Source organism: Plantibacter sp. CFBP 8775 (assembly GCF_014839505.1).
Lineage (GTDB): Bacteria > Actinomycetota > Actinomycetes > Actinomycetales > Microbacteriaceae > Plantibacter > Plantibacter auratus.
The window spans coordinates 399,889-421,171 of record NZ_JACYNV010000001.1 but is presented as its reverse complement, the minus strand read 5'-3'; the positions used below and the strand labels follow the sequence as shown (position 1 = coordinate 421,171).

Annotated in this window: 16 protein-coding genes; 10 read left to right on the top strand and 6 right to left on the bottom strand. The window is 70.2% G+C overall.

Features of this window, described 5'->3' with window-relative positions; translation table 11 throughout:
- Window position 1 precedes the first annotated feature (1 nt).
- Window positions 2-1,015 carry a LacI family DNA-binding transcriptional regulator gene (locus tag IFR14_RS01970; protein WP_228501431.1) on the bottom strand — a complete coding sequence of 338 codons (1,014 nt, stop codon included), beginning with the start codon at window positions 1,013-1,015 and terminating at the stop codon, window positions 2-4.
- Between the two features lie 183 nt (window positions 1,016-1,198).
- Between IFR14_RS01970 and IFR14_RS01965 the strand changes: the two genes are divergently transcribed.
- From IFR14_RS01965 to IFR14_RS01940, 6 genes are all read left to right on the top strand, one after another.
- Window positions 1,199-2,428 (top strand): Gfo/Idh/MocA family protein, encoded by a 1,230-nt coding sequence (locus IFR14_RS01965; protein ID WP_191940043.1) that lies wholly within the window; start codon window positions 1,199-1,201, stop codon window positions 2,426-2,428.
- Window positions 2,429-2,498: 70 nt separating this feature from the next.
- Window positions 2,499-3,758, top strand: a complete 1,260-nt coding sequence (locus IFR14_RS01960; protein ID WP_082916064.1) for a sugar ABC transporter substrate-binding protein — start codon at window positions 2,499-2,501, stop codon at window positions 3,756-3,758.
- Window positions 3,759-3,763: 5 nt separating this feature from the next.
- Entirely contained in the window at window positions 3,764-4,762 is a 999-nt protein-coding gene (locus IFR14_RS01955; protein WP_191940042.1) for a carbohydrate ABC transporter permease, read from the top strand.
- A 14-nt stretch (window positions 4,763-4,776) separates the two neighbouring features.
- Window positions 4,777-5,658 (top strand): carbohydrate ABC transporter permease, encoded by an 882-nt coding sequence (locus tag IFR14_RS01950; protein WP_137242794.1) that lies wholly within the window; start codon window positions 4,777-4,779, stop codon window positions 5,656-5,658.
- Between the two features lie 59 nt (window positions 5,659-5,717).
- Window positions 5,718-6,497, top strand: a complete 780-nt coding sequence (locus IFR14_RS01945) for a ThuA domain-containing protein (protein WP_191940041.1) — start codon at window positions 5,718-5,720, stop codon at window positions 6,495-6,497.
- Window positions 6,494-7,633: a Gfo/Idh/MocA family protein gene (locus IFR14_RS01940; RefSeq protein WP_191940040.1), complete on the top strand. Its 1,140-nt coding sequence runs from the start codon at window positions 6,494-6,496 to the stop codon at window positions 7,631-7,633. The genes IFR14_RS01945 and IFR14_RS01940 overlap by 4 nt, the downstream gene beginning before the upstream one ends.
- A gap of 79 nt (window positions 7,634-7,712) precedes the next feature.
- On the opposite strand, the gene IFR14_RS01935 is transcribed toward IFR14_RS01940, so the two are convergent.
- From IFR14_RS01935 to IFR14_RS01925, 3 genes are read right to left on the bottom strand one after another with little or no spacing between them, the layout of a single operon-like run.
- A complete protein-coding gene (locus tag IFR14_RS01935) occupies window positions 7,713-8,486 on the bottom strand; it encodes a nucleotidyl transferase AbiEii/AbiGii toxin family protein (RefSeq protein WP_137242797.1) in 774 nt (257 codons plus the stop codon).
- Window positions 8,476-9,237 (bottom strand): type IV toxin-antitoxin system AbiEi family antitoxin domain-containing protein, encoded by a 762-nt coding sequence (locus tag IFR14_RS01930; RefSeq protein WP_191940039.1) that lies wholly within the window; start codon window positions 9,235-9,237, stop codon window positions 8,476-8,478. Before IFR14_RS01930 ends, IFR14_RS01935 begins: the two co-directional genes overlap by 11 nt.
- A gap of 15 nt (window positions 9,238-9,252) precedes the next feature.
- A complete protein-coding gene (locus IFR14_RS01925; protein WP_191940038.1) occupies window positions 9,253-10,029 on the bottom strand; it encodes a hypothetical protein in 777 nt (258 codons plus the stop codon).
- An 87-nt stretch (window positions 10,030-10,116) separates the two neighbouring features.
- On the opposite strand from IFR14_RS01925, the gene IFR14_RS01920 reads away from it, so the two are divergent.
- Both IFR14_RS01920 and IFR14_RS01915 read left to right on the top strand, forming a co-directional pair.
- Window positions 10,117-11,667 carry a leucyl aminopeptidase gene (locus IFR14_RS01920; RefSeq protein ID WP_191940037.1) on the top strand — a complete coding sequence of 517 codons (1,551 nt, stop codon included), beginning with the start codon at window positions 10,117-10,119 and terminating at the stop codon, window positions 11,665-11,667.
- 377 nt (window positions 11,668-12,044) lie between these two features.
- Window positions 12,045-12,689 carry an SAM-dependent methyltransferase gene (locus IFR14_RS01915; protein ID WP_191940036.1) on the top strand — a complete coding sequence of 215 codons (645 nt, stop codon included), beginning with the start codon at window positions 12,045-12,047 and terminating at the stop codon, window positions 12,687-12,689.
- Window positions 12,690-13,061: 372 nt separating this feature from the next.
- Here IFR14_RS01915 and argG read toward each other — a convergent pair whose 3' ends face one another.
- Together argG and IFR14_RS01905 are read right to left on the bottom strand one after the other, a co-directional pair.
- On the bottom strand, window positions 13,062-14,501 hold the full coding sequence (argG, locus tag IFR14_RS01910) for an argininosuccinate synthase (RefSeq protein WP_079704472.1): 1,440 nt from the start codon (window positions 14,499-14,501) through the stop codon (window positions 13,062-13,064).
- Between the two features lie 293 nt (window positions 14,502-14,794).
- Window positions 14,795-16,774, bottom strand: a complete 1,980-nt coding sequence (locus IFR14_RS01905; protein ID WP_191940035.1) for a M13 family metallopeptidase — start codon at window positions 16,772-16,774, stop codon at window positions 14,795-14,797.
- A 150-nt stretch (window positions 16,775-16,924) separates the two neighbouring features.
- Between IFR14_RS01905 and IFR14_RS01900 the strand changes: the two genes are divergently transcribed.
- The gene (locus IFR14_RS01900) at window positions 16,925-19,825 is read left to right on the top strand and encodes a VTT domain-containing protein (protein ID WP_191940034.1); all 2,901 of its coding nucleotides are present in this window, start codon (window positions 16,925-16,927) and stop codon (window positions 19,823-19,825) included.
- 65 nt (window positions 19,826-19,890) lie between these two features.
- Complete coding sequence (locus tag IFR14_RS01895) at window positions 19,891-21,231, top strand: MATE family efflux transporter (protein ID WP_342365622.1); 1,341 nt, start codon at window positions 19,891-19,893, stop codon at window positions 21,229-21,231.
- Window positions 21,232-21,283 lie beyond the last annotated feature (52 nt).

Below are 21,283 nucleotides of genomic sequence, written 5' to 3'. Positions count from 1 at the left end.
CTCAATCGGGCGGCGGCGCGAGGGACGCGCCCTCGAGGAAGGCGCCCATGACGAGTTCGTGACGCAGTTCACCGAGGGTGCCGTCGAGACGGCCGATGAGGGTCTCGACGCCCATCCTGCCGAGTTGGGCGGCGGGCAGCAACGTGACAGCGAGTGCCGGGTCGGCCGCTTCCGACACCTCTCGTGTGGAGGCGACGAGGACGACGGACAGGTCGTCGGGGACCGAGACGCCGCGCCTGCCGAGCTCGCTCACGAAACCGAGGGCCGCCCGATCGTTGAGCACGAGGACGGCGGTGACCTCGGGCGCCTCCTCCTGGAGGGCCGCCGCGATCTCGCGACCACCGGCCGGATCGGGAGTGCACTGGAGCGTCCGAGCGCGGAGTCCACGGGCCGCGCACACGGCGTGGAAGGTCTCCTGCACGCGGACCACCGGGCCGTAACCGTCGAGATCGGCCCGCTCGACCTCCTCGAGCAGGGCGAACTCCCGATGACCGAGGGCCTGCAACCGGTCGATGGACAACTCGACCATCCCCTCGAAGTCGACGTCGACGTAGTCGAGACCGGAGGGGTCGCGCGTCCGACCGATGAGCGTCAGTGGCGTCCCGGCCGCGAGCAGACGGTCGACCCGATGGTCGTCGAGCCGCACCTCCATGAGGATGACGCCGTCGATGAGGCCATCGGAGGTGAACTCGCGAAGCGCCTCGGGGTCGCTCGGCTCCGGCCAGAGGACGACGGTGTACCCGAGCTCGGCCGCAGCCTCCGCAGCACCGGTGAAGAAGCGGGCCGCGTTGTCGGACAGTCGATGCTGGAGCACCGGGAACAGCAGTGCGATGATCCGGGTCCGACGGCTCGCGAGCGCGCGGGCGACCGCGTTCCGGCGGAAGTCCAGTTCGACCATCGCCGACTCCACCCGCAGTCGGGTGGCCGGGGACACCGGCTTCGAATCGTTGACGACGAACGACACCGTGGCGACCGAGACCCCTGCGAGTCGCGCGACGTCACGCATCGTTGCCATGGATCCCCGTTCAGGTGCGGTGCTGTCCGGTCAGTCTCTCACGGATCACGATTCGGTAAACCGGTTAAATTGCTTCTTGACGACTCCGGCGACGCGGTGCATGCTGGTTCCCGAAGCGCGCAGTAAACCGGTTAACTTTTCGGCCTGCGCGATCCGACCTCGACCGGCGAAGGAGCCGTGCTGATGCCTGTACCGACCACGGACGACAACCGGTCCGAGCAGCCACTGCGCGTCGCGATCGTCGGGTACAGCTTCATGGGCACCATCCACGCGCAGGCCTGGACCACCGCTCCCCGCTTCTTCGACCTCGGCCGCCGGGTCGACCTCGTCGCAGTCAGCGGTCGCGATGCCGACGCCGCCCGCGCGTTCGCCGACCGGTTCGGGATCGCCGACGTCGAGACCGACTGGCGAGCGCTCCTCACCCGTGGCGACATCGACGTGATCGACATCTGCACCCCGGGCCACCTCCACGCCGAGATCGCGATCGCCGCGCTCGACGCCGGTATCCACGTCCTGTGCGAGAAGCCGCTCGCGAACACGCTCGAGGAGGCCGAGCGGATGAACGCCGCGGCCGAGCGGGCGGCGGCGCGCGGCGTGCACGCGATGGTCGGCTTCAGCTACCGACGCACCCCCGCGCTCGCCTATGCACGACGGCTCGTCACCGACGGCCGCCTCGGGACGATCCGACACATCCGGGCCCAGTACCTGCAGGACTGGATCGCGGATCCCACCTTCCCGCTCGTCTGGCGACTCGACGCCGACCAGGCCGGCTCCGGTGCGCTCGGCGACCTCGGCGCCCACATCATCGATCTCGCACGGTTCGTCACCGGGCAGGAGCTGACGGGCGTGAGTGCCCTGACCTCGACCTTCGTCACCGAGCGGCCGCTCCCCACCTCGTCGAGCGGCCTCAGTGCCACCGCGGGCGACGATCCTGAGGATGGCGACGCGGCGGAATCCCTCACCGGCCGGGTGACCGTCGACGACGCGGTCGTGTTCATCGCCCGCACCGACGGCGGCGCCCTGGCGACCTTCGAGGCCACCCGCTTCGCCACCGGCCGCAAGAACGCGATGCGGCTCGAGGTCGACGGATCCGACGGATCGCTCGTCTTCGACTTCGAGCGCATGAACGAGCTGCAGTTCCACGACCACACGCTCCCGGCCGAGGAAGCGGGCTTCCGGCGCATCCTCGTCACCGAACCCGGTCACCCGTACGCGGACGCCTGGTGGCCGGCCGGGCACGGCCTCGGCTACGAGCACACCTTCGTCCACGAGGTCGCCGACCTCGCCCGTGACCTCGCCGCCGGCCGGGCGCCCGAACCGGGCTTCGCCGACGGCCTGATGGTGCAGCGCGTGCTCACCGCGGTCTCGGCGAGCGCCGACGCAGGCGCCACCTGGATCCCCCTCGACCACTGACCGAACCACCCACCGCACCACGATCACCACCGCATCACGAACACCACTCACCAGGCAAAGGAGCCATGACATGAGATCCACGACCACCCGCGACACCCGGCCTCGCATCATCCGTCGGCCGCACGTGCTCGGATCGCTCGCGATCCTCGCGATCACCCCGTTCGCCCTCACCGCGTGCAGCGGTGGCGGTGGCGCGGCGGCCGGAGGCGACGCCGGCACCCTCACGATCCTCGACTACTACAACAACGAACCCGACAAGACCCTCGTGGGCGACGCCCTGGACCGGTGCGCGGACGACGTCGGCGTGAAGATCAAGCGCGAGACCGTCCCCGGCAAGGACCTCATCCAGAAGGTGCTCCAGCAGTCGTCGTCCAAGACGCTGCCCGACGTCCTCATGCTCGACAACCCGGACGTCCAGGAGATCGCCGCGACGGGTGGCCTCTCGCCACTCAGCGACTACGGCGTCGACACCTCGGGCTTCGCGAAGGGCATCCTCGACGCGGCGAGCTACGAGGGCGAGGTCTACGGCCTGGCGCCGACGGTCAACACCCTCGGCCTCTTCTACAACGAGGACCTCCTCGCGGCGAAGGGCATCACCCCGCCGACCACGTGGGACGAACTCAAGACGGCCGCCGCTGCACTGACCGAGGGCGACACCTACGGGCTGGCCTTCAGCTCCATCGCCACCTACGAGGGCAGCTGGCAGTTCCTGCCGTTCATGTGGACCAACGGCGGCGACGAGGCCGACCTCACGACGCCCGCCGTCGCCGAGGCGCTCCAGCTGCAGGTCGACCTCGTGAACTCGGGGTCGGCGTCGAAGAGCGTCATCAATTGGTCGCAGGCCGACGTGAACGACCAGTTCATGGCCGGCAAGGCCGCGATGATGATCAACGGCCCGTGGCAGATCCCGGCCCTCAGCGCCGACACGAACCTCAAGTACGGCAGCGTCCAGGTTCCGGTCAACAAGGCCGGCCAGACGCCCGTCGCCCCGCTCGGCGGCGAGGTCTGGACCGTCCCCGTGACCGGCGACAAGGACAAGCAGGCGAAGGCGGCGAAGTTCGTCGAGTGCATCTCGAGCGACGAGAACCAGCTCGCCCTCGCCGAGGCCCGCTTCACCGTCCCGACGAAGACGGCCCTGGCCGAGCAGTACGTCGCGAAGGTCCCCGAGATGGCCGCGTTCACGGAGCAGGTCGCCAACGCCCGCTCGCGCACCGGCGAGCTCGGCGAGGAGTGGCCCGAGGCCGCGACCGAGATCTACACCGCCATCCAGCTCGCCCTGACCGGGCAGGCGACGCCTGAAGAGGCGTTCAAGCAGGCGGCCGCGGGCTGATCCCGATGAGCAGCGGCATCGCCGGAGCATCGCTCCAGGACCGGAAGACCGACCAGCGGTCCAGCGGCACCGGCGGGGGCGCGCCGACCAAGCGCACCCCCGCCGGGGCCGGCCGCCGGTCCCGACGCTTCCGCCGGGAAGACCTGATCAAGCTCGGCTTCGTCCTCCCCGCAGCGCTCTACATCGTCCTCTTCTTCGGCTACCCGGTCGTCAAGAACGTCACGATGAGCTTCCAGGAGTACACGACGAAGACGTTCTTCACGGGCGAGGCTCCGTGGGTCGGGTTCGCGAACTACGTGACCGTGTTCAGTTCCCAGCTGTTCACGCCGGCACTGCTCAACACGGCGCTGTTCACGGTGGGGTCGATCGCCGGGCAGTTCGTGATCGGGCTCGCGCTCGCCGTCTTCTTCAAGCGACGCTTCCCCCTGAGCTCGTTCCTCCGCGCGATGCTGCTGCTCCCCTGGCTCCTCCCCCTGATCGTGTCGAGCGCCACCTGGCGGTCGATCCTCGACCAGGACAGCGGCGTCCTGAACGCCGCCCTCGGATCCATCGGCCTGTCGGGCGTCCCCTGGCTGACAAGCCCGTCGGTGGCCCTGTTCGCGGTCGTCCTCGTCAACATCTGGATCGGCATCCCGTTCAACGTCACGATCCTCTATGGCGGCCTCCAGGACATCCCCGACGAGCTCTACGAGGCGGGAGCGCTCGACGGCGCGACCGGCTGGAAGGCGTTCCGCCACATCACCTGGCCGAACCTCAGGCCCGTGGTCAGCGTCGTGCTCGTGCTCGGCGTCGTCTACACGATCAAGGTGCTCGACATCATCCTCGGCCTCACGAACGGCGGGCCGGCGAACGCCACCCAGACCCTCGCGGTGCGGTCGTATCAGGAGTCGTTCGTCAACTTCGAGTTCGGTGTCGGTGCGGCCTTCAGCAACATCCTCATCGTCATCTCGCTCCTCTTCGCCATCGTCTACCTGCGCGTGAACCGACGCGCGGTCGACGAGTAAGGACACGGACCCTCATGACCACGACCAGCATCGTGACCGGCGGCCGGCAGACGCGCCGCTTCGCACCGGTCGGCCCGCGTCGACACCGCGGCGACCGACGCCACCTCGGCTCCACCGTCCTCGGCATCCTCATCCTCGCGATCATGCTCTTCCCCGTCTACTGGATGGTGAACGCGTCCCTGCAACCCTCCGGAAACACGCTCACGGGGGACTTCTTCCCGGTGAACCCGAGCTTCGCCGGGTACGAGAAGGCGATCGCCGACCAGGGCGGGCACCTCGTCACGAGCCTCGTCATCTCGCTCGGCACCGTCGTCCTGACCCTCGCGATCGCGGCCCCAGCGGCCTACGCCCTCGCGCAGTTCAGGTTCCGGTGGATCAGCATCGCCCTCCTCGTGATCCTGATCGCCCAGATGATCCCGGGCATCGTGATCGCGAACGCCCTCTATTCGGCCTACAACGACCTCGGCCTGCTCAACTCGATCCCCGGGCTGATCCTCGCCGACGCCTCGCACGCCATCCCGTTCGCGATCCTCATCCTGCGGGCGTCGATGCAGACCATCCCGCCGTCGATCGTGGAGGCGGCACGGGTCGACGGCGCGGGGCACGTGCGGGCCTTCGTCTCGATCGTCCTCCCGGTGAGCCGCAACGTGCTCATCACCGCCGGCCTGTTCGCCTTCCTCTTCTCCTGGAGCGACTTCCTGTTCGCCCTGACGCTGACGACGACGGAGGACGTCCGGCCAGTGACGCTCGGCATCTACCAGTACCTCGGCTCGCAGGTCTCGAACTGGAGCGCGGTGATGGCGACCGCCGTCCTGTCGTCCCTGCCCGCGATCCTGCTGCTCGTCATCGCCCAGCGGTTCATCGCCGCGGGCGCCACGGGCGGTGCCGTGAAATGACCGACGACCACTCCGACACCCTCTCCGACCACGCAACGCATCCTCGAAGGAGCACCACCATGTCCGACAGCAGCACCCCCATCCGCGTCCTCGTCTGGGGCGAGAACCGCCACGAGCAGATCGAGGAGAAGGTCCGCGCCATCTACCCGGACGGCATGCACACGACCATCAAGGAGGGCATCGAGGAGCACCTCGGCGTCGACGCCGTGGTCACCACGACCACGCTCGACGAACCGGAGCACGGGCTCACCGAGGAGGTGCTCGCCGCGACCGACGTGCTCGTCTGGTGGGGCCACGCGGCTCACGGCGAGGTCGCCGACGAGGTCGTCGAGCGCGTGCACCAGCACGTACTCGCCGGTATGGGCCTGCTCGTGCTGCACTCCGGCCACTGGTCGAAGATCTTCGGCAAGCTCATGGGCACCTCGTGCACGCTCCGGTGGCGGTCGGAGGAGGACCGCGAGATCGTCTGGACCGTCGACCCCACCCACCCGATCGCCCAGGGGATCCCGCACCCGTTCATCATCCCGGCGCAGGAGATGTACGGTGAGTTCTTCGACGTCCCCGCGCCCGACGAGCTCGTCTTCCTGTCGACCTTCACCGGTGGCGAGGTCTTCCGTTCCGGCATGACCTACAAGCGCGGCTTCGGCAAGATCTTCTTCTTCTCCCCCGGCGACCAGGATTACCCGGTCTACCACCACGAGCACGTCCGTCGCGTCCTCGCGAACGGCGTCCGGTGGGCGCAGACGCTGCGTCCGGAACGCGCGGTGCCGGTCCTGCTGCGGTACGAGACCGAGGACTTCTACAACGGCCGCGGATACGAAGGGGCGCTCGCGCGATGAGTGCTCCTGTCGACGGTGGCTTCGCGACGCTCGCGGACGCCACCAGGCCGGTCCGGCTCGTGCTCGTCGGTGCGGGCGGGATGGGACGGGCGTGGTTGCGGACGATCCTCGCGAACCCGGACACGGAACTCGTCGGCGTCGTCGACCTCGACACGGCCCTCGCGGAGTCGGCGGTGACCGAGGCGGGGCTCGGCGTGGGCCCCGAGGGTGTCGTCGTCGGCACCAGCGTGTCGGTCGTCGCCGAGGCGACGGGGGCGGACGCTGTCGTCAACGTCACCGTGCCCGCCGCGCACCACCCGGTGAACACCGAGGCGCTCTTCGCCGGGTTGCCGGTGCTTTGCGAGAAGCCGATCGCGCCGACCGTGGCGCAGGCGCTCTCATTGGCGGCGACGGCCGAGGCCAGCGGGCAACTGCTCATGACGAGCCAGTCGCGTCGCTACTACGCGTCGATCGCCGCCTTCCGGGAGCAGGTCGCGTCACTCGGTCGGCTCGGGTCCGCGACCACGGAGTTCTTCAAGGCGCCGCACTTCGGCGGCTTCCGCGAGGAGATGCCGCACGTGCTGCTCGTCGACATGGCGATCCATGCCTTCGACGCCGCCCGCTACGTCCTCGGCAGCGACCCGATCGCCGTGTACTGCGAGGAGTACAACCCCGGGTGGAGCTGGTTCTCCGCCGACGCCGCCGCGACCGCGATCTTCGAGTTCGCCGGAGGAGTCCGCTACACCTACAGCGGCAGCTGGTGTGCGGACGGCGTGGAGACCTCGTGGAACGGCAGCTGGCGGGTGAACGGCGAGCGCGGCACGGCCGTCTGGGACGGCGACTCCGCTCCGCAGCGGCAGCTCGCGCCGCAGGGCGGATCACCGTCGGCGGTCGAGACCGCCGAGCTCGAGCCGGACGTGCCGGAGGAGATCGCCGGGTCGCTCGTCGAGTTCGTGGATGCCCTGCGCACGGGGCGTGTCCCGTCGGGCGAGGTGCACGCCAACGTGCTGAGCCTCGCGATGGTGGAGGCCGCCGTGCGGTCCGCCGAGTCCGGCGAGCGCGTGGTCATCGCGGACGTGCTCGCCCAGGCGCACACGCAGGCGATCGGGGCCGAGCCGCGCGACGACGTCCGGGGCGCGCTCGTCGCCTCCCGCTGAGGTGAGGCGGATCGTCGCCCGCGCACCCCGCGAGCGACGATCCGCCTCACCTCACATGCCGGTCGAGGCTGCCGTACGGTCAGCTCAGACGCGACCAAGCGTCTCGGACGGTCGTGAGCGCAGTTTCCGGGTCCACGTCGATACGGCCCTGGTGAGCCAGCGCGCGCTGCCACTCGACGCCGTCCGGTGCCGTGTCAAAGGTCCGTGCGTTGGGTCGCCCACCCGGCCCGATGGTTGCGAACAGGCGTGCCGCCTCGACGTCGAACGCGCCGTGCGCTTGGAGCGCCCACAGGTCGTACAGATCACGCGGCGCCCTGCGATCGGCCCAGGCGGAGACCTTCGCCGCCACGAACGCCGAACGGGTCGGCACCGTGAGCCACGCGGGCGGCGCGTCACTGTACCGCTGCACCAGTTCGAGGCGTTCCGTCGGCCACTTCGGGTAGCCGACCTGGTCGAGGAGCTGCACCTGGATGCTGCTGGCATCGACGCTGAGGACGACCGGTTCGGAACCGCGAGTCGCGTCGAATCCTGGAAGGAACTGCACCTCACCGAAGGTCCGCTGCAGTGAGCCTCGGACCGCTTGTTCGATTCGGCGGCCGACCTGCGCCCGCGACCCGACGGCGATGAGGTCGATGTCTTCACTCAGCCGGAGGAACGGGAGATGGGTCCGCGCGAGAGCCGTGCCCCCGAAGAAGATCACTTCGTCGGCGACGGTCTCCGAAAGCGCTGCCAGCACATGGGAGATCAGATGGTCTCGGACCACCTGCGCGGTCTCGACGCCGAACTGGTCCTCGATTCGCCTGCGCTCGGCTGCACTGAGGACGCCGGGGGTCGGAGTCCGTTCAGCTGCCATCCTCGGCCTCCTCCCGCCTCGAGATGAGCGCTCGCACGGCATCGTTCATCCGCCCGTGGCGTGACGCGATCCGTTGGAGTTCACCCGCATCGACTCGAGGGGCGAGGTTGGTCACCGCCTCTGTAGCTTCTGCGGGCATGCCTCCTAGCCCAGGCCGCATGAGGAGGTCGAACGCGGTCTGCTCCACCGTCGTGACGAGCCCGCTCCCGAGATCCAACCGTTCGAGGCGAGCCTCCAATCGGTCCACGTCACGCGCGACGAACACGACCTCGCCACCAGCGGACAACCGGATGGGATTCCGCTTCGACGGCACCGCGATCGTGGTCACCGCGACCGCACGAGGGATGGCTCGATGAAAGCGAGCAGCGCCGAGGCCCATGAGGACCGGCACCCGATCGCCCTGCATGGCCGTGGCGATCGCCAGACCGGCACTCTCGAGCGTGGGCCTCCAGTCCGTGCCGATGCGGTCATCGGGCACCGCGATGTAGAACCCATACGCAAGCCGAACCACCTTGCCGGACTGCTCGAGCCGCGACAGCTCCTTCGAGGGATTGCGATAGACGTCAGCGAGATCCGCCGGACGCGCCACCCTCAGAGGACGTCGCGCGAGAGCTGCTGCGCCGGCCACTTCATCTCGATGCGTCTTCACTGCACTGAGTATACCCAAAATGGGTATAGATGGCGCACTGAAAGGAATCGTCGCGCATGGCACAAACGGTGTGCTTCCGACGCACGCGGTGGCGAGGTGCACGCGATCCGCCTCACCTCACCAGGTGCCGTCGAGGAGGTCGCGGGTCACGACCAGGTTGAGCACCCGCCAGAGGCCGGAGTGGCCCGGGGTCTGGCCCGGCCGGTTCGGCCACCCCTCGAGGCGTGCGACACGGACGAAGCCGACCTCGTGCCACTGCGGGTCCGTCTTGCGGAAGCGGTGAGGCTGCCAGACGACCGGACGCTCCGGCAGATTGCCCGAGGCCGGCTCGCGCTTCGCTCGCAGCGTCGCCAGGGTCTCCGGCCCGGGGATCTGCTCGCCCACCCAGTCGAGCACGTCGAGCTCGGGTGAGTCGCCGTGTCGGGACCGATGGATGCCGGCGACCCGGAACAGGGCGATCCGTCCGTTCGGCGCCGTGAACGCGAGGACATCGCCCGGCGTCAGGTCGTCCTCCACGTGGCGCCACGATTGGCGGAGGCGCTTCGCTGCGGGCTGCGGGCCGAGGAGCTTCTCGCGGAGGCGGTCGAGGGCCGCGGCCCGCCTGGCGACCTCCCCCGGGCCTGATTCAGCCCACAGCTCGAGGTCGGCACCGCGATCGATCGCCGCGAGCGCCCGCGTCCGCACGTCGGGATCGAGTCGGCCGACCTCGCTCTGCGCGGCCGCGAGCGGGATCCACAGCTCGCCGTCCTCGCGCTCCACCAGGTGGGCGAAGGACGCGATGGTCCGTCGCGTCGCCTCGTCGTCCGGCACCCGGTCCTGCACGTACTCGCGGTACTCGGTACGGATGTCCGACGCTGTGTCGTTCGAGAAGATCGCCGTTCCCCATGCACCCATCCCGGCATCCTGCCAGACCCCTCGCGTCAGCGGCCAGGTGAGGCCCATACGATGGATCCAGCCCGACACCGAGACGAAGGACGCTGCATGCCATCCCGCCCCACCAAGCTGATCCCGCCGACCTTCTCCCGCACCCCCTCACTCGACGCCGAGGCGGTCGAGCTGAGCGTCGCGATCGAACTCCCCGAGGGCGTCGAGGCGATCGGCCTCGCCGTCGCCCCCGCAGCCGACGGCGCCGGCGCCGGCGACGACATCCCCGCCGCGCTCGGACTGGACCGCGCGGCCCTGACCCGCGCCGGGTTCACCGGCGAGATCGGCCAGACGCTCGTCATCCCCAGCCAGGACGCCCCGACGTACATCGCGGTCGGCGCCGGTGCCCCAGAGAAGCGCACCCCGGCAGCCCTCCGCGACATCGCTGCGGCCTTCGCCCGTGCGGCATCCTCGTTCGCGAGCATCGGCCTCGACGTGGCGCGCTCGTTCGACCTCGACCCGGCCTCCGCCGGCCAGCTCGTCGTCGAGGGCGCGCTCCTCGCCCGGTACCGCTACACCGAGCTGAAGCGTGAGACGAAGCGCACCCCGCTCGTCGCGCTCCACCTCGTCGCCGGTGCTGAAGACCTGCCCGAGACCGCGACCGGCGCACACCGCGGTGAGGTCCTCGCCCGCGCGGCGAACCTCGCCCGCGACCTCGCGAACACGCCTCCCGGACACCTCACGGCGACCGACCTCGCCGAGGTGGCCGAGACGCTCGGTGCCGCCAACGGGCTCGACGTCGAGGTCTTCGACAAGGACGCGCTCATCGAGCTCGGTCTCGGCGGCCTGCTCGGCGTCAACGCCGGCAGCGTCGAGGAACCGCGCATGATCAAGCTCCGGTACACCCCGAAGGACGACGACGGCTCGCCGATCGAAGCCGCAGGACACCTCGCGCTCGTCGGCAAGGGCATCATGTACGACTCGGGCGGCATCTCGCTCAAGCCGTCCGACCCGTCCCACGCGGCGATGAAGATGGACATGACGGGTGCCGGAGCGATCCTGTCCGCCATGACGGCGCTGGAGGAGTTGCGCTGCACGAGCAGCGTCACGGCGTTCCTCATGTGCACGGACAACATGCCCTCGGGCTCGGCCACGATGCTCGGCGACGTGCTGACGTTCCGAAACGGCACCACCGTGGAGATCAAGAACACCGACGCCGAGGGCCGCCTCGTCCTCGCCGACGGCCTGAGCCTCGCCGTCGAGGAGGAGCCCGACGCGATCGTCGACATCGCGACCCTGACCGGTGCCGCGATCATGGCGCTCGGCACGAAGACGGCGGCCGTGCACGGCACCGACCAGGGCATCGTCGACCAGACGCTCGCGTCGTCGAAGGCCACCGACGAGCAGCTGTGGCAGCTGCCACTCGAACGCAGCTACCGCAAGCAGCTCGACTCGGACGTCGCGGACCTCGCCAACATCGGCGGCCGGTTCGCCGGTTCGACGCTCGCCGCGCTGTTCCTCGCGGAGTTCGTCGGCGACATCCCGTGGGCGCACCTCGACATCGCCGGCACCATGCTCGTGGAGTCGGACGAGTCCTGGCGGTCGAAGGGTGCGACCGGGTACGGCACGCGCCTCCTGATCGACCTGGCGCTCAACTTCCGCGCCTGACCCCGGACGCGGCGCACCTCGGCTATGCCCGAGTTGCGCCGCGTCGGGCCCGCGTCGATGCGTCCGGCCCGGCGTCGATGCGCCCGGCCCCCTGAGCCGTGACCCGGCTCCTGAGCAGCGCCCCTGTCCCTGAGCCGCAACCCGGTCTCTGAGCCTGTCGAAAAGCGGCGACCGGACCCGTTCCGAACCCGTGCCTGACCTGCCGGCATGTCGAGGGCTGCCGCGTGGGCACTTCGACAGGCTCAGTGACCGGATCAGCCCATCCGTGACCCGGTCACTGAGCCTGTCGAAGTGTCGAAGGCCGCCCAGTGACAACCTCCGTTGCCGTTCCGGCAAGAAACGGCCGTTCGCAGCCGGTGTCACGGCAGGCTGATGCCATGACCTCCGAGCACGAGCCCGCCATCACCGATCCCGCCGCCTTCTGGGAGCACCGCTACAGCAGCCGCGGCCAGGTGTGGAGCGGCAAACCGAACGCCGCCCTCGAGCGAGAGGTGGGCGGATTGGTGCCCGGGAACGCGCTCGAACTCGGCAGTGGAGAGGGCGCCGACGCCGTCTGGCTCGCCCGGCAGGGCTGGTCCGTGACCGCGGTCGACATTTCCCCGAGCGCGCTCGCCCTCGGAGCATCGACCGCGGCAGAGGCGGGGGTCGCCGATCGCATCACCTGGGTGCAGGCCGACCTCGTCGAGTGGGAACCGTCGGCATCGTTCGATCTCGTCACCGCGACCTTCCTGCACTCCCCCGTCGAGTTCCCCCGGGAGGCCGTGCTGCGCCGTGCAGCGTCCGCGGTCGCTCCCGGCGGCACGCTCCTCGTCGTCGGCCACGCCGGTCCGCCGCCCTGGGCGACCGAGCACATCGCGCACGCGCACTTCCCGACGCCCGACGAGGTCCACGCCTCGCTGGAGCTGGAGGCGACCGAGTGGGAGGTCGTCACCGCAGGACTCGTCGCGCGCGCCGCGATCGGGCCCGACGGCGAGCCAGCCGAGCTCGACGACAGCGTCCTCGTCCTCCGCCGCCGTCCCTGACTCAGGAGCGTCTCAGCGTGTCGCGCCGCCCGGCCGGCGTGTCACACCCGACACGCCGCAGCAGTCCTGAGTGAGGGACACAACAACACCTGGTCGACACGCGGAGTCACCCGTCCCCGCGTAGCCCTGGCCGGTTCACAACTCAGGACGGCCCCGGCGGGTCACATCGGCCACCCGGCGGGTCCGGCGGGACGCGCCGCACCGGTCCTGAGTTGTGAACCCCTGCCATCCCTAACTCAGGAGTCGGCCGGTGTGTCGGCGGGGTTACAGGTCGACACGCCGCGTCCTTCCTGAGTTGGGGCAGGCAGCGCCGAAGCGAAACGCCCGCCGCACTCCTTGAGTGCGGCGGGCGTTCGGCGTTACGTGGTGCGACTAGTCGGTGCCGGAGTCGAACGCGGCGCCCTCGGAAGCGAGGTCGGTCGCGCGCTCGAGGGCGTCTGCGGTCGGGTCGAGGAGTTCGCCGCCGAGGATCTCCTGCGCCTCACCCTGCTCGAGCTTGCCGACGAGGTCCGCGGTCGCGCCGCCGACGATGCCGGCCGCTGCGTACTGCTCGAGCCGCGAGCGCGAGTCCGCGATGTCGAGGTTGCGCATGGTGAGCTGGCCGATGCGGTCGTCGGGACCGAACGCTGCGTCACCGACGCGCTCCATCGAGAGCTTGTCGGGGTGGTAGCTGAGGCCCGGGCCCGAGGTGTCGAGGATCGTGTAGTCGTCGCCGCGGCGCAGACGGATGGAGACCTCGCCGGAGACGGCGGAGCCGACCCAGCGCTGGATGGACTCGCGCAGCATGAGCGACTGCGGGTCGAGCCAGCGGCCCTCGTACATGAGGCGGCCGAGTCGGCGACCCTCGTTGTGGTAGTTGGCGACCGTGTCCTCGTTGTGGATCGCGTTGAGCAGACGCTCGTAGGCGATGTGGAGGAGCGCCATGCCGGGGGCCTCGTAGATGCCGCGGCTCTTCGCCTCGATGATGCGGTTCTCGATCTGGTCGCTCATGCCAAGGCCGTGACGACCACCGATGGCGTTGGCCTCGAGGACCAGCGCGACCGCGTCGGCGTACTCGACGCCGTTGAGCGCGACCGGGCGACCGGCCTCGAAGGTGACGGTGACGACCTCGGAGGCGATCGCGACGTCTTCACGCCAGAACGGCACGCCCATGATCGGCTCGACGAGTTCCATGCCGGAGCTGAGCTCCTCGAGGCGCTTCGCCTCGTGGGTTGCGCCCCAGATGTTGGCGTCGGTGCTGTACGCCTTCTCGGTGGAGTCGCGGTACGGGAAGTCGCGGGCGACGAGCCACTCACTCATCTCCTTGCGGCCACCGAGCTCGTTGACGAAGTCGACGTCGAGCCACGGCTTGTAGATGCGCAGGCGCGGGTTGGCGAGCAGACCGTAGCGGTAGAACCGCTCGATGTCGTTGCCCTTGTAGGTGGAACCGTCGCCCCAGATGTCGACGCCGTCCTCCTTCATCGCGCGGACGAGCATCGTGCCCGTCACGGCGCGGCCGAGCGGCGTCGTGTTGAAGTAGGTCTTACCGGCGTTGCGGATGTGGAACGCACCGCACTGAAGGGCGACGAGGCCCTCCTCGACGAGCGCCGACTTCGCGTCGACGAGGCGCGCGATCTCGGCGCCGTACTCCTTGGCGCGGTCGGGGACGGCGCCGATGTTGGGCTCGTCCGCCTGGCCGATGTCGGCGGTGTAGGTGCACGGGATGGCACCCTTCTCGCGCATCCAGGCGACGGCGACGGAGGTGTCGAGACCTCCGGAGAAGGCGATGCCGACGCGCTCGCCGACGGGGAGGCTGCTCAAGACTTTAGACACGCCTGCGATTCTACGGGTTCGCGGGGAGTGGAGCACGTCGCCGCCGGTACCGCCTCGCCCAGGCCGGGGGACGGCTGGGGCTGTGGCGATATCGACGGCGACGCTGCTGTGAACCGGACGGATCGGACCAGGTCCGCTCAGGCGCTGTTCGGGTCTCGCGCCATGAGCTTCACGAGTGCATCGGGATGACGATTCGTCGACTCCAGAGTGATTCTCGCAGCGTCTGTCGGTCTCCCGCATGTCCCACTACTGGGGTCATCGGCAGGGGGCGACAGGCTCCGCGAGACGCGGCGCTACCAGATGGTGACGCGCTCCTCGGGGGCGAGCCATGCTGCGTCGGACTCGGTGACGCCGAACGCCTCGTAGAAGGCGTCGATGTTCCGGACGATCTGGTTGCATCGGAACTCGTTCGGCGAGTGCGGGTCGATCGACAGCAGACGGATGACCTCCGCGTCGCGTCCCTTCTGCTGCCAGGCCTGCGCCCAGGAGAGGAAGAACCGCTCCGCGCCGGTGAGGCCGTCGATGACCGGCGGCTCAGCGCCCTCGAGCGACAGCAGGTACGCCTTCCAGGCGATGCCGAGCCCGCCGAGGTCGCCGATGTTCTCGCCGATCGTCAGGGCGCCGTTCACGTGGTGGTCGGGCACCTGGGCGGGAGCCAGCGCGTTGTACTGCTCGATGAGCGACGCGGTGCGCTCCTCGAACGCCGCGCGGTCGGCCTCGGTCCACCAGTCGGTGAGTCGGCCGTCGCCGTCGAACTTCGACCCCTGGTCGTCGAAGCCGTGCCCGATCTCGTGACCGATGACCGCGCCGATCGCCCCGTAGTTCGCGGCGGCGTCGCGACCGGCGTCGAAGAACGGGTACTGGAGGATGGCGGCGGGGAACACGATCTCGTTGAAGCCGGGGTTGTAGTAGGCGTTGATCGTCTGCGGCGTCATGAACCACTCGTCGCGGTCGAGCGGCTTGCCGATCTTGCCCAGTTCTCGGTCCATCTCGAACCGGCTGGCACGACGGACGTTGCCGAGCAGGTCGTCGGCCTCGAGCTCCAGCGCCGAGTAGTCGCGCCACTTCACGGGGAAACCGATCTTCGGCGTGAACTTGTCGAGCTTCTCCAGCGCGCGCGTGCGGGTCTCGGGGCTCATCCACTCGAGGTTCTCGATGCTGTCGCGGTACGCCTCGACGAGGAAGCCGACGAGGACGTCCATCTCGTCCTTCGACGTGGCGCCGAAGTGCCGGTCGACGTAGATGCGGCCGACGGCCTCGCCGAGCATGCCCTCGACGAGCGAGACGCCGCGCTTCCAGCGCTCGCGCTGCTGCGGCGTGCCGGTGAGGGTCTTGCCGTAGAAGTCGAAGTTGGCGCGACCGAACTCCTCGGAGAGGTACGGAGCGGCACCGTGGACGACTTTCCAGGCCAGCCAGTCCTTCCAGGACTCGAGCTGCTCGGCGACGAGGAGCTCACCGAGGCCCTCGAGGAAGCTCGGCTCGCGGACGACGATCTCGGCGAACACGTCGTCGGCGGCGCCGATCGCGTCGCGCCAGACGGCGAGGTTCGGGCCGTCGAGGTCGGCGCCTGCGGCGAGCGCCGCCGCTTCGTCCCACGAGTACAGGTTGTACGTCTTCTCGCTGTCGCGGGTGGCGACGTTGTCCCAGTGCTTGGACGCGATCGCCGTCTCGAGGGCGAATACGCGGTCGGCGCGTGCGGCAGCGTCGTCGATGCCGGCGAGCTCGAACATCGTCTGGAGGTGTGCGCGGTAGGCGTCGCGGATCTCGGCGAAGGTGTCTTCACGGAAGTAGGACTCGTCGGGCAGCGTGATACCGCCCTGTTCGGCGAAGACGAGGTAGCGCTCGGGGTTGCCCGGGTCGTTGTCGACGAAGAGCTGCAGGAAGCCGCCGACGCCTTCCGCCTCGAACTCGCCGGACAGGCGGAGGAAGGACTCGATGGAGTCGACCGCTGCGACGCGGGCGAGCTGGTCGGCGAGCGGGGTCGCTCCGAGGGCGTTGGCCCGGTCGACGTCCATGAAGCTGGCGTACAGGGCGCCGATCTTCACGCCCTCCTCGCCGTCGGGGTTCGTCTGCGACTCCTCGATGATGTCGCGGACGGCGTTCTCGGCGTCTTCCGCCAGCTGGTGGAACGATCCCCAGCGGGCCTTGTCGTCGGGGATCTCGGTGCGGTCCATCCACTTGCCGTTCACGTGGCGGAAGAGGTCGTCCTGCGGCCGCACGGCCGGGTCGAGTTCGGAGCGGTCGATGCCGGAGGCGAGCTGCGCGTCAGTCATGCGGATCAGCCTAGCGACGGCACCTGACCACGGCTCGGGTGTTCTCTCAGAGCGGGCGTGCCGCTCTGGACCGAGTCCTGTGGAGGAGCGTCGCGAGCGCTTCGGGGAACGAGGGACTACCGTTGACCCACCCGGCCGGAAGGAGCCCGCGTGGACTGGTTGGCCGACTTCCCGCCCGGCGTCCTGCTCCTCGTCGTCTTCCTGGTCGTCGCGGTCGAAAGCCTCGGCGTGCCGTTGCCGGGAGAGACCGTGCTCATCGGGGCGACCCTCCTCGCCGCGTCGAGCGGCCTGAGCCCGGTGTTCGTCGCCGCCGCGGCCGCCGGTGGTGCGATCCTCGGCGACTCGATCGGGTACTGGATCGGCAAGCGATACGGCCGGCGGCTCCTGTCGGTGCTGAACCGCAGGTTCCCGAAGCACGTGGGGCCGAAGCGGCTGGGCGCCGCGGTGCACCTCATGCGGCGGTGGGGGCCGTGGGCGGTGTTCGTCGGACGGTTCATCGCCGTCCTCCGCATCTTCTCCGGGCCGCTCGCGGGCATGTTCCGCATGACGTACCCGCACTTCCTCGTCGCCAACGCGGCGGGTGGCATCGCCTGGGCCTCGCTCGTGGTGACGGTCGTCACCGTGCTGGGGAGTGCCGCGACGGAGTTCCTGCACCGCTTCTCCTGGGCGGCGCTCGCGTTGGCCGGTGCCGCGGCCGTCGTGATCGCGGTGGTCGTCGTGTTCCGGATTCGTCGTCGGGCTGCCCAGCCGGCCGCTGACCGCGCGCCGGTGTCGATGACCGAGGCTGAGCTCGACGAACTGTTGTCGCCATCCGGGTCGGTCCCGGCCACGACCGACGCCGACGCCCGAATGGACACGCCGACCACCCGGACCGCCAGCTCGGCCCCCGTCCGCACCGATCTGCGCGCCGCGATCTCCGTCGTCCTGACGCCGCTGCGCTGGGCCCTGCGGACGACCCCCGCGACCACCGCCTTCGTCACCGTCTTCGTCGCACTCGGCGTCGTGACCGGCGGCCTGTGGCGCCCGATCGACCAGGCCGCCTGGTACCCGGCGTTCGCCTACGGGGTGCCGAGCCTCGAAGCCGGGCGCTGGTGGACGGTCCTGACGGGCATGTTCATCACCGCCGACCCGCTCGCCTACCTCGTCGCGATCGTCGGCGCGGCCGTGTTCGGCGGGTGGGTCGAGGTCCGATTCGGCACGCTGCGGGCGTCGGTGATCTTCGTGACCGGCCATCTCGTCGGTATCCTCGGGGCCCTCGGTGCGGCCTTGGCGCTGGCTCGGCTCGACTGGCCGTGGGCGCAGTCCCTCGTGACGACGCTAGACGTCGGTCCGAGCTGCGGCATCCTCGCCTGCGTCGCGACCGCGACCGCGTTCATGCGTTCCCCCTACCGGCTGCGCTGGCGGCTGCTGCTCCTGTCGTGGGTGTCGATCGCGCTCCTCTACGTCGGGAAGATCGACGACCTCGAGCACTTCATCACGACCGTCGTCTTCGTGATCGCGGCCCGCCTCCTCCTCGGCGAGCACCGGTCGACCCCACGACCGACCATGCGCGACTGGCGACTCTTCGCGGTCTCCGGGCTGCTCGTCATCGGTGCGGTGCAGCTGCTCGTCACCCTCGTGCCGCTCGACGGGCCACTCGGTTCGACCACCCTGACGCAGGGCTCCATCCTCGACGTCGGGGTCGACACCGTCGCGATCCTGGTGATCGCGAACTGGCTCCGTCGTGGTCATCGCTGGGCCTGGTGGGCGGCGATGGTGCTCACCGTTGGCAACCTGCTGGTCACGCTCGCCCTCATCGCCCTCGCCTGGCTGGCCCAGGTGCCGCTCGTGGCGTCGACCATCTGGATCTCCGCGAGCGTCCTGTGGGTGGGACAGGCGGTGGTCCTCGTACTGTCGCGACACGCGTTCCGGGTCGCGGCGAACCAGACCAGGCGACGCCTGCCCGGGGCGATCGGTCCCGGTGCGCGGCGAGCACGCGCCAGGGCGGCCCAGCTGCTGCGCGAACACGGCGGCGGACCGCTGGCGGCCTCGGCAATCCGGCCCGAGAACCGGGTGTTCGTCACGGCCGATGGTGGACACGCGGTCGCCTACCAGCAACATGCCGGCGTCGCGCTGGCCCTCGGCGAGCCGATCGGCGACCCCGGCGGTGCAGTCGCCGCGGTGTCGGCGTTCGCGACGGCGGCCGAGCAGGAGGGGCTCACACCGGCGGTCTTCGCCACCCGCGACGCGCGCATCATGCCCGAGGGGTGGCGGGTGTCGCCGCTCGGTCGAGACCTCGTGCTCGACCTCAGCGGGGCGGATGCGTCAGAACCCGCTGGTCCGGACGACGCGACGGGAGCCGCCGGCGCGGATCCGACGACCTCGATCCTGCTGCCCGCTCGCGAACTGCCGTGGGAGCTCCGCAGCCAGATCCGCGCGCTGTCCTCGGTGTGGGTGTCCGACCGGCACGTGCCCGAGCTCGGTCTCACGGTGGGTTCGAGCATCGACGCCCCCGACGGCGACGACCAGGAGCCGACCGCCGCGGTCCGGGTCTCCGTCGTGACGGACGCCGCAGGTGCCGTGCTCGCGGCGGTGTCCTGGTTGCCGATCCCCGGGGCCGGCGGCACCGTGCACGGGTGGGCGCTCGATGCGGTCCGGCGCGCACTGCCGAAGGACGACGCCGGAAGGACGGCGGGTGCGGGTACAGCGTCGGGGGAACAGACCAGCCGAGCCGTCGAGCGGGCCCTGACCGACGCCTGCCGACGATTCTCGTCCGAAGGTGCGTCCTTGGTCTCGTTCGCTGCTTCCGGGCTGGCACAGGACGGCACCGAGCCCGACGGCGTCGCCGTGCGCACGATGGCCGGCATCGCCCACCGGGTCGACCCGCTCATCGGCTTCGCGGAGATCGCCGACGTCGCCGAGCGCCTGGGCGCCACCGCCGTGCCGCTGTTCCTCGCCTGCCGCGAGGACGCCGACCAACCGCGGGTCGCCTACGCCGCCGCGGCCGGCTTCCTCACGGGCATCCGCCTGCGCGATCTCCCTGGCCTGAGCGGGTCGCTGCTCGCGCGGTAGGCCGTCGACTCGTCCCGTCTCGGACGGCGACGCGGCGTGTCACCACCCGCGGCTAGGCTCGGCGGGTGACCACGGGACAGGACAGGCGACGGCTGCGGCCTGTCGACCGCGACATCCTCCGGCTCGCGGTCCCGGCGCTCGGGGCGCTGATGGCGGAGCCGCTGTTCCTGCTCGCCGACTCCGCGATGATCGGCCACCTCGGCGTCGTGCCGCTCGCCGGCCTCGGGGTCGCGAGCGCGGTCCTGCAGACGGTCATCGGTCTCATGGTGTTCCTCGCCTACGCGACGACGCCCGCGGTCGCCCGGCGCCTCGGACACGGCGACGAACGCGGCGCGGTGTCGCTCGGGGTGGACGGGCTCTGGTTGTCGCTCGGGCTCGGTGTCGTGATCGGTGCGGCCGGATGGTTCCTCTCCCCCACGCTCGTCGGGCTGTTCGGCGCGACGGACGCCGTCGCCCAGCAGGCCGACACCTACCTCGGCATCTCGATGCTCGGCATCCCCGCCATGCTGCTCGTCTTCGGTGCGACCGGGCTCCTCCGCGGCCTGCAGGACACCACCACGCCCCTCGTGGTCGCCGGCGCCGGGTTCGCCGCGAACATCGGCCTCAACTTCCTCTTCATCTACGGCCTCGGACTCGGCATCGCGGGATCCGCCATCGGCACCGTCATCGCGCAGTGGGGCATGGTCGTCGCCTACCTCGTCGTCGTCCTGCGCCACGTGCGTCGGACGGGAGCGAGTCTCCGCCCGCACCGCGCCGGCCTCGGTGGCGCGGCCCTTTCCGGCGGATGGTTGTTCCTCCGCACCGTCAGCCTCCGCGCCGCGATGCTCATCGCCGTGTTCGTCGCGACCGACCTCGGCACCGACGAACTCGCCGGGTTCCAGCTCGTCATGACCCTCTTCGCCACCCTCGCCTTCGCGCTCGACGCCCTCGCGATCGCCGCGCAGGCGCTCGTCGGCAAGGGGCTCGGGGCCGGCGACGTCGCAGGGGTGCGTGCCGTCCTCGTCCGCTGCCTCCAGTGGGGCGTCGGCTCGGGGATCGTGCTCGGCCTGGTCATCGCCCTCGCGAGCCCGGTCATCGGCCTGCTCTTCACGAGCGACCCCGACCTCGCGGCGCTCATCGTGCCCGCGATCATCGTGCTCGCCGTCACCACCCCGCTCGGCGGTGTCGTCTTCGTCCTCGACGGCGTCCTCATCGGCGCCGGCGACGCGAGGTACCTCGCGATCACCGGGCTGCTCAACACGCTCGTCTTCCTGCCGTTCGCGCTCGCGGTCCTCGCCTGGGCACCCGGCGGGCAGACCGGGCTCACCTGGTTGGCGCTCACCTTCTTCGTCGGCTACCTCGGTGCGCGTGCGACCACCCTCGGGCTTCGAGCCCGCACGACGGCGTGGATGCGCACCGGGGCCTGACCGACAACTGGGGAGTTGTCCCCATTGAGGCTGCCGCCTCGGTCCACCATCC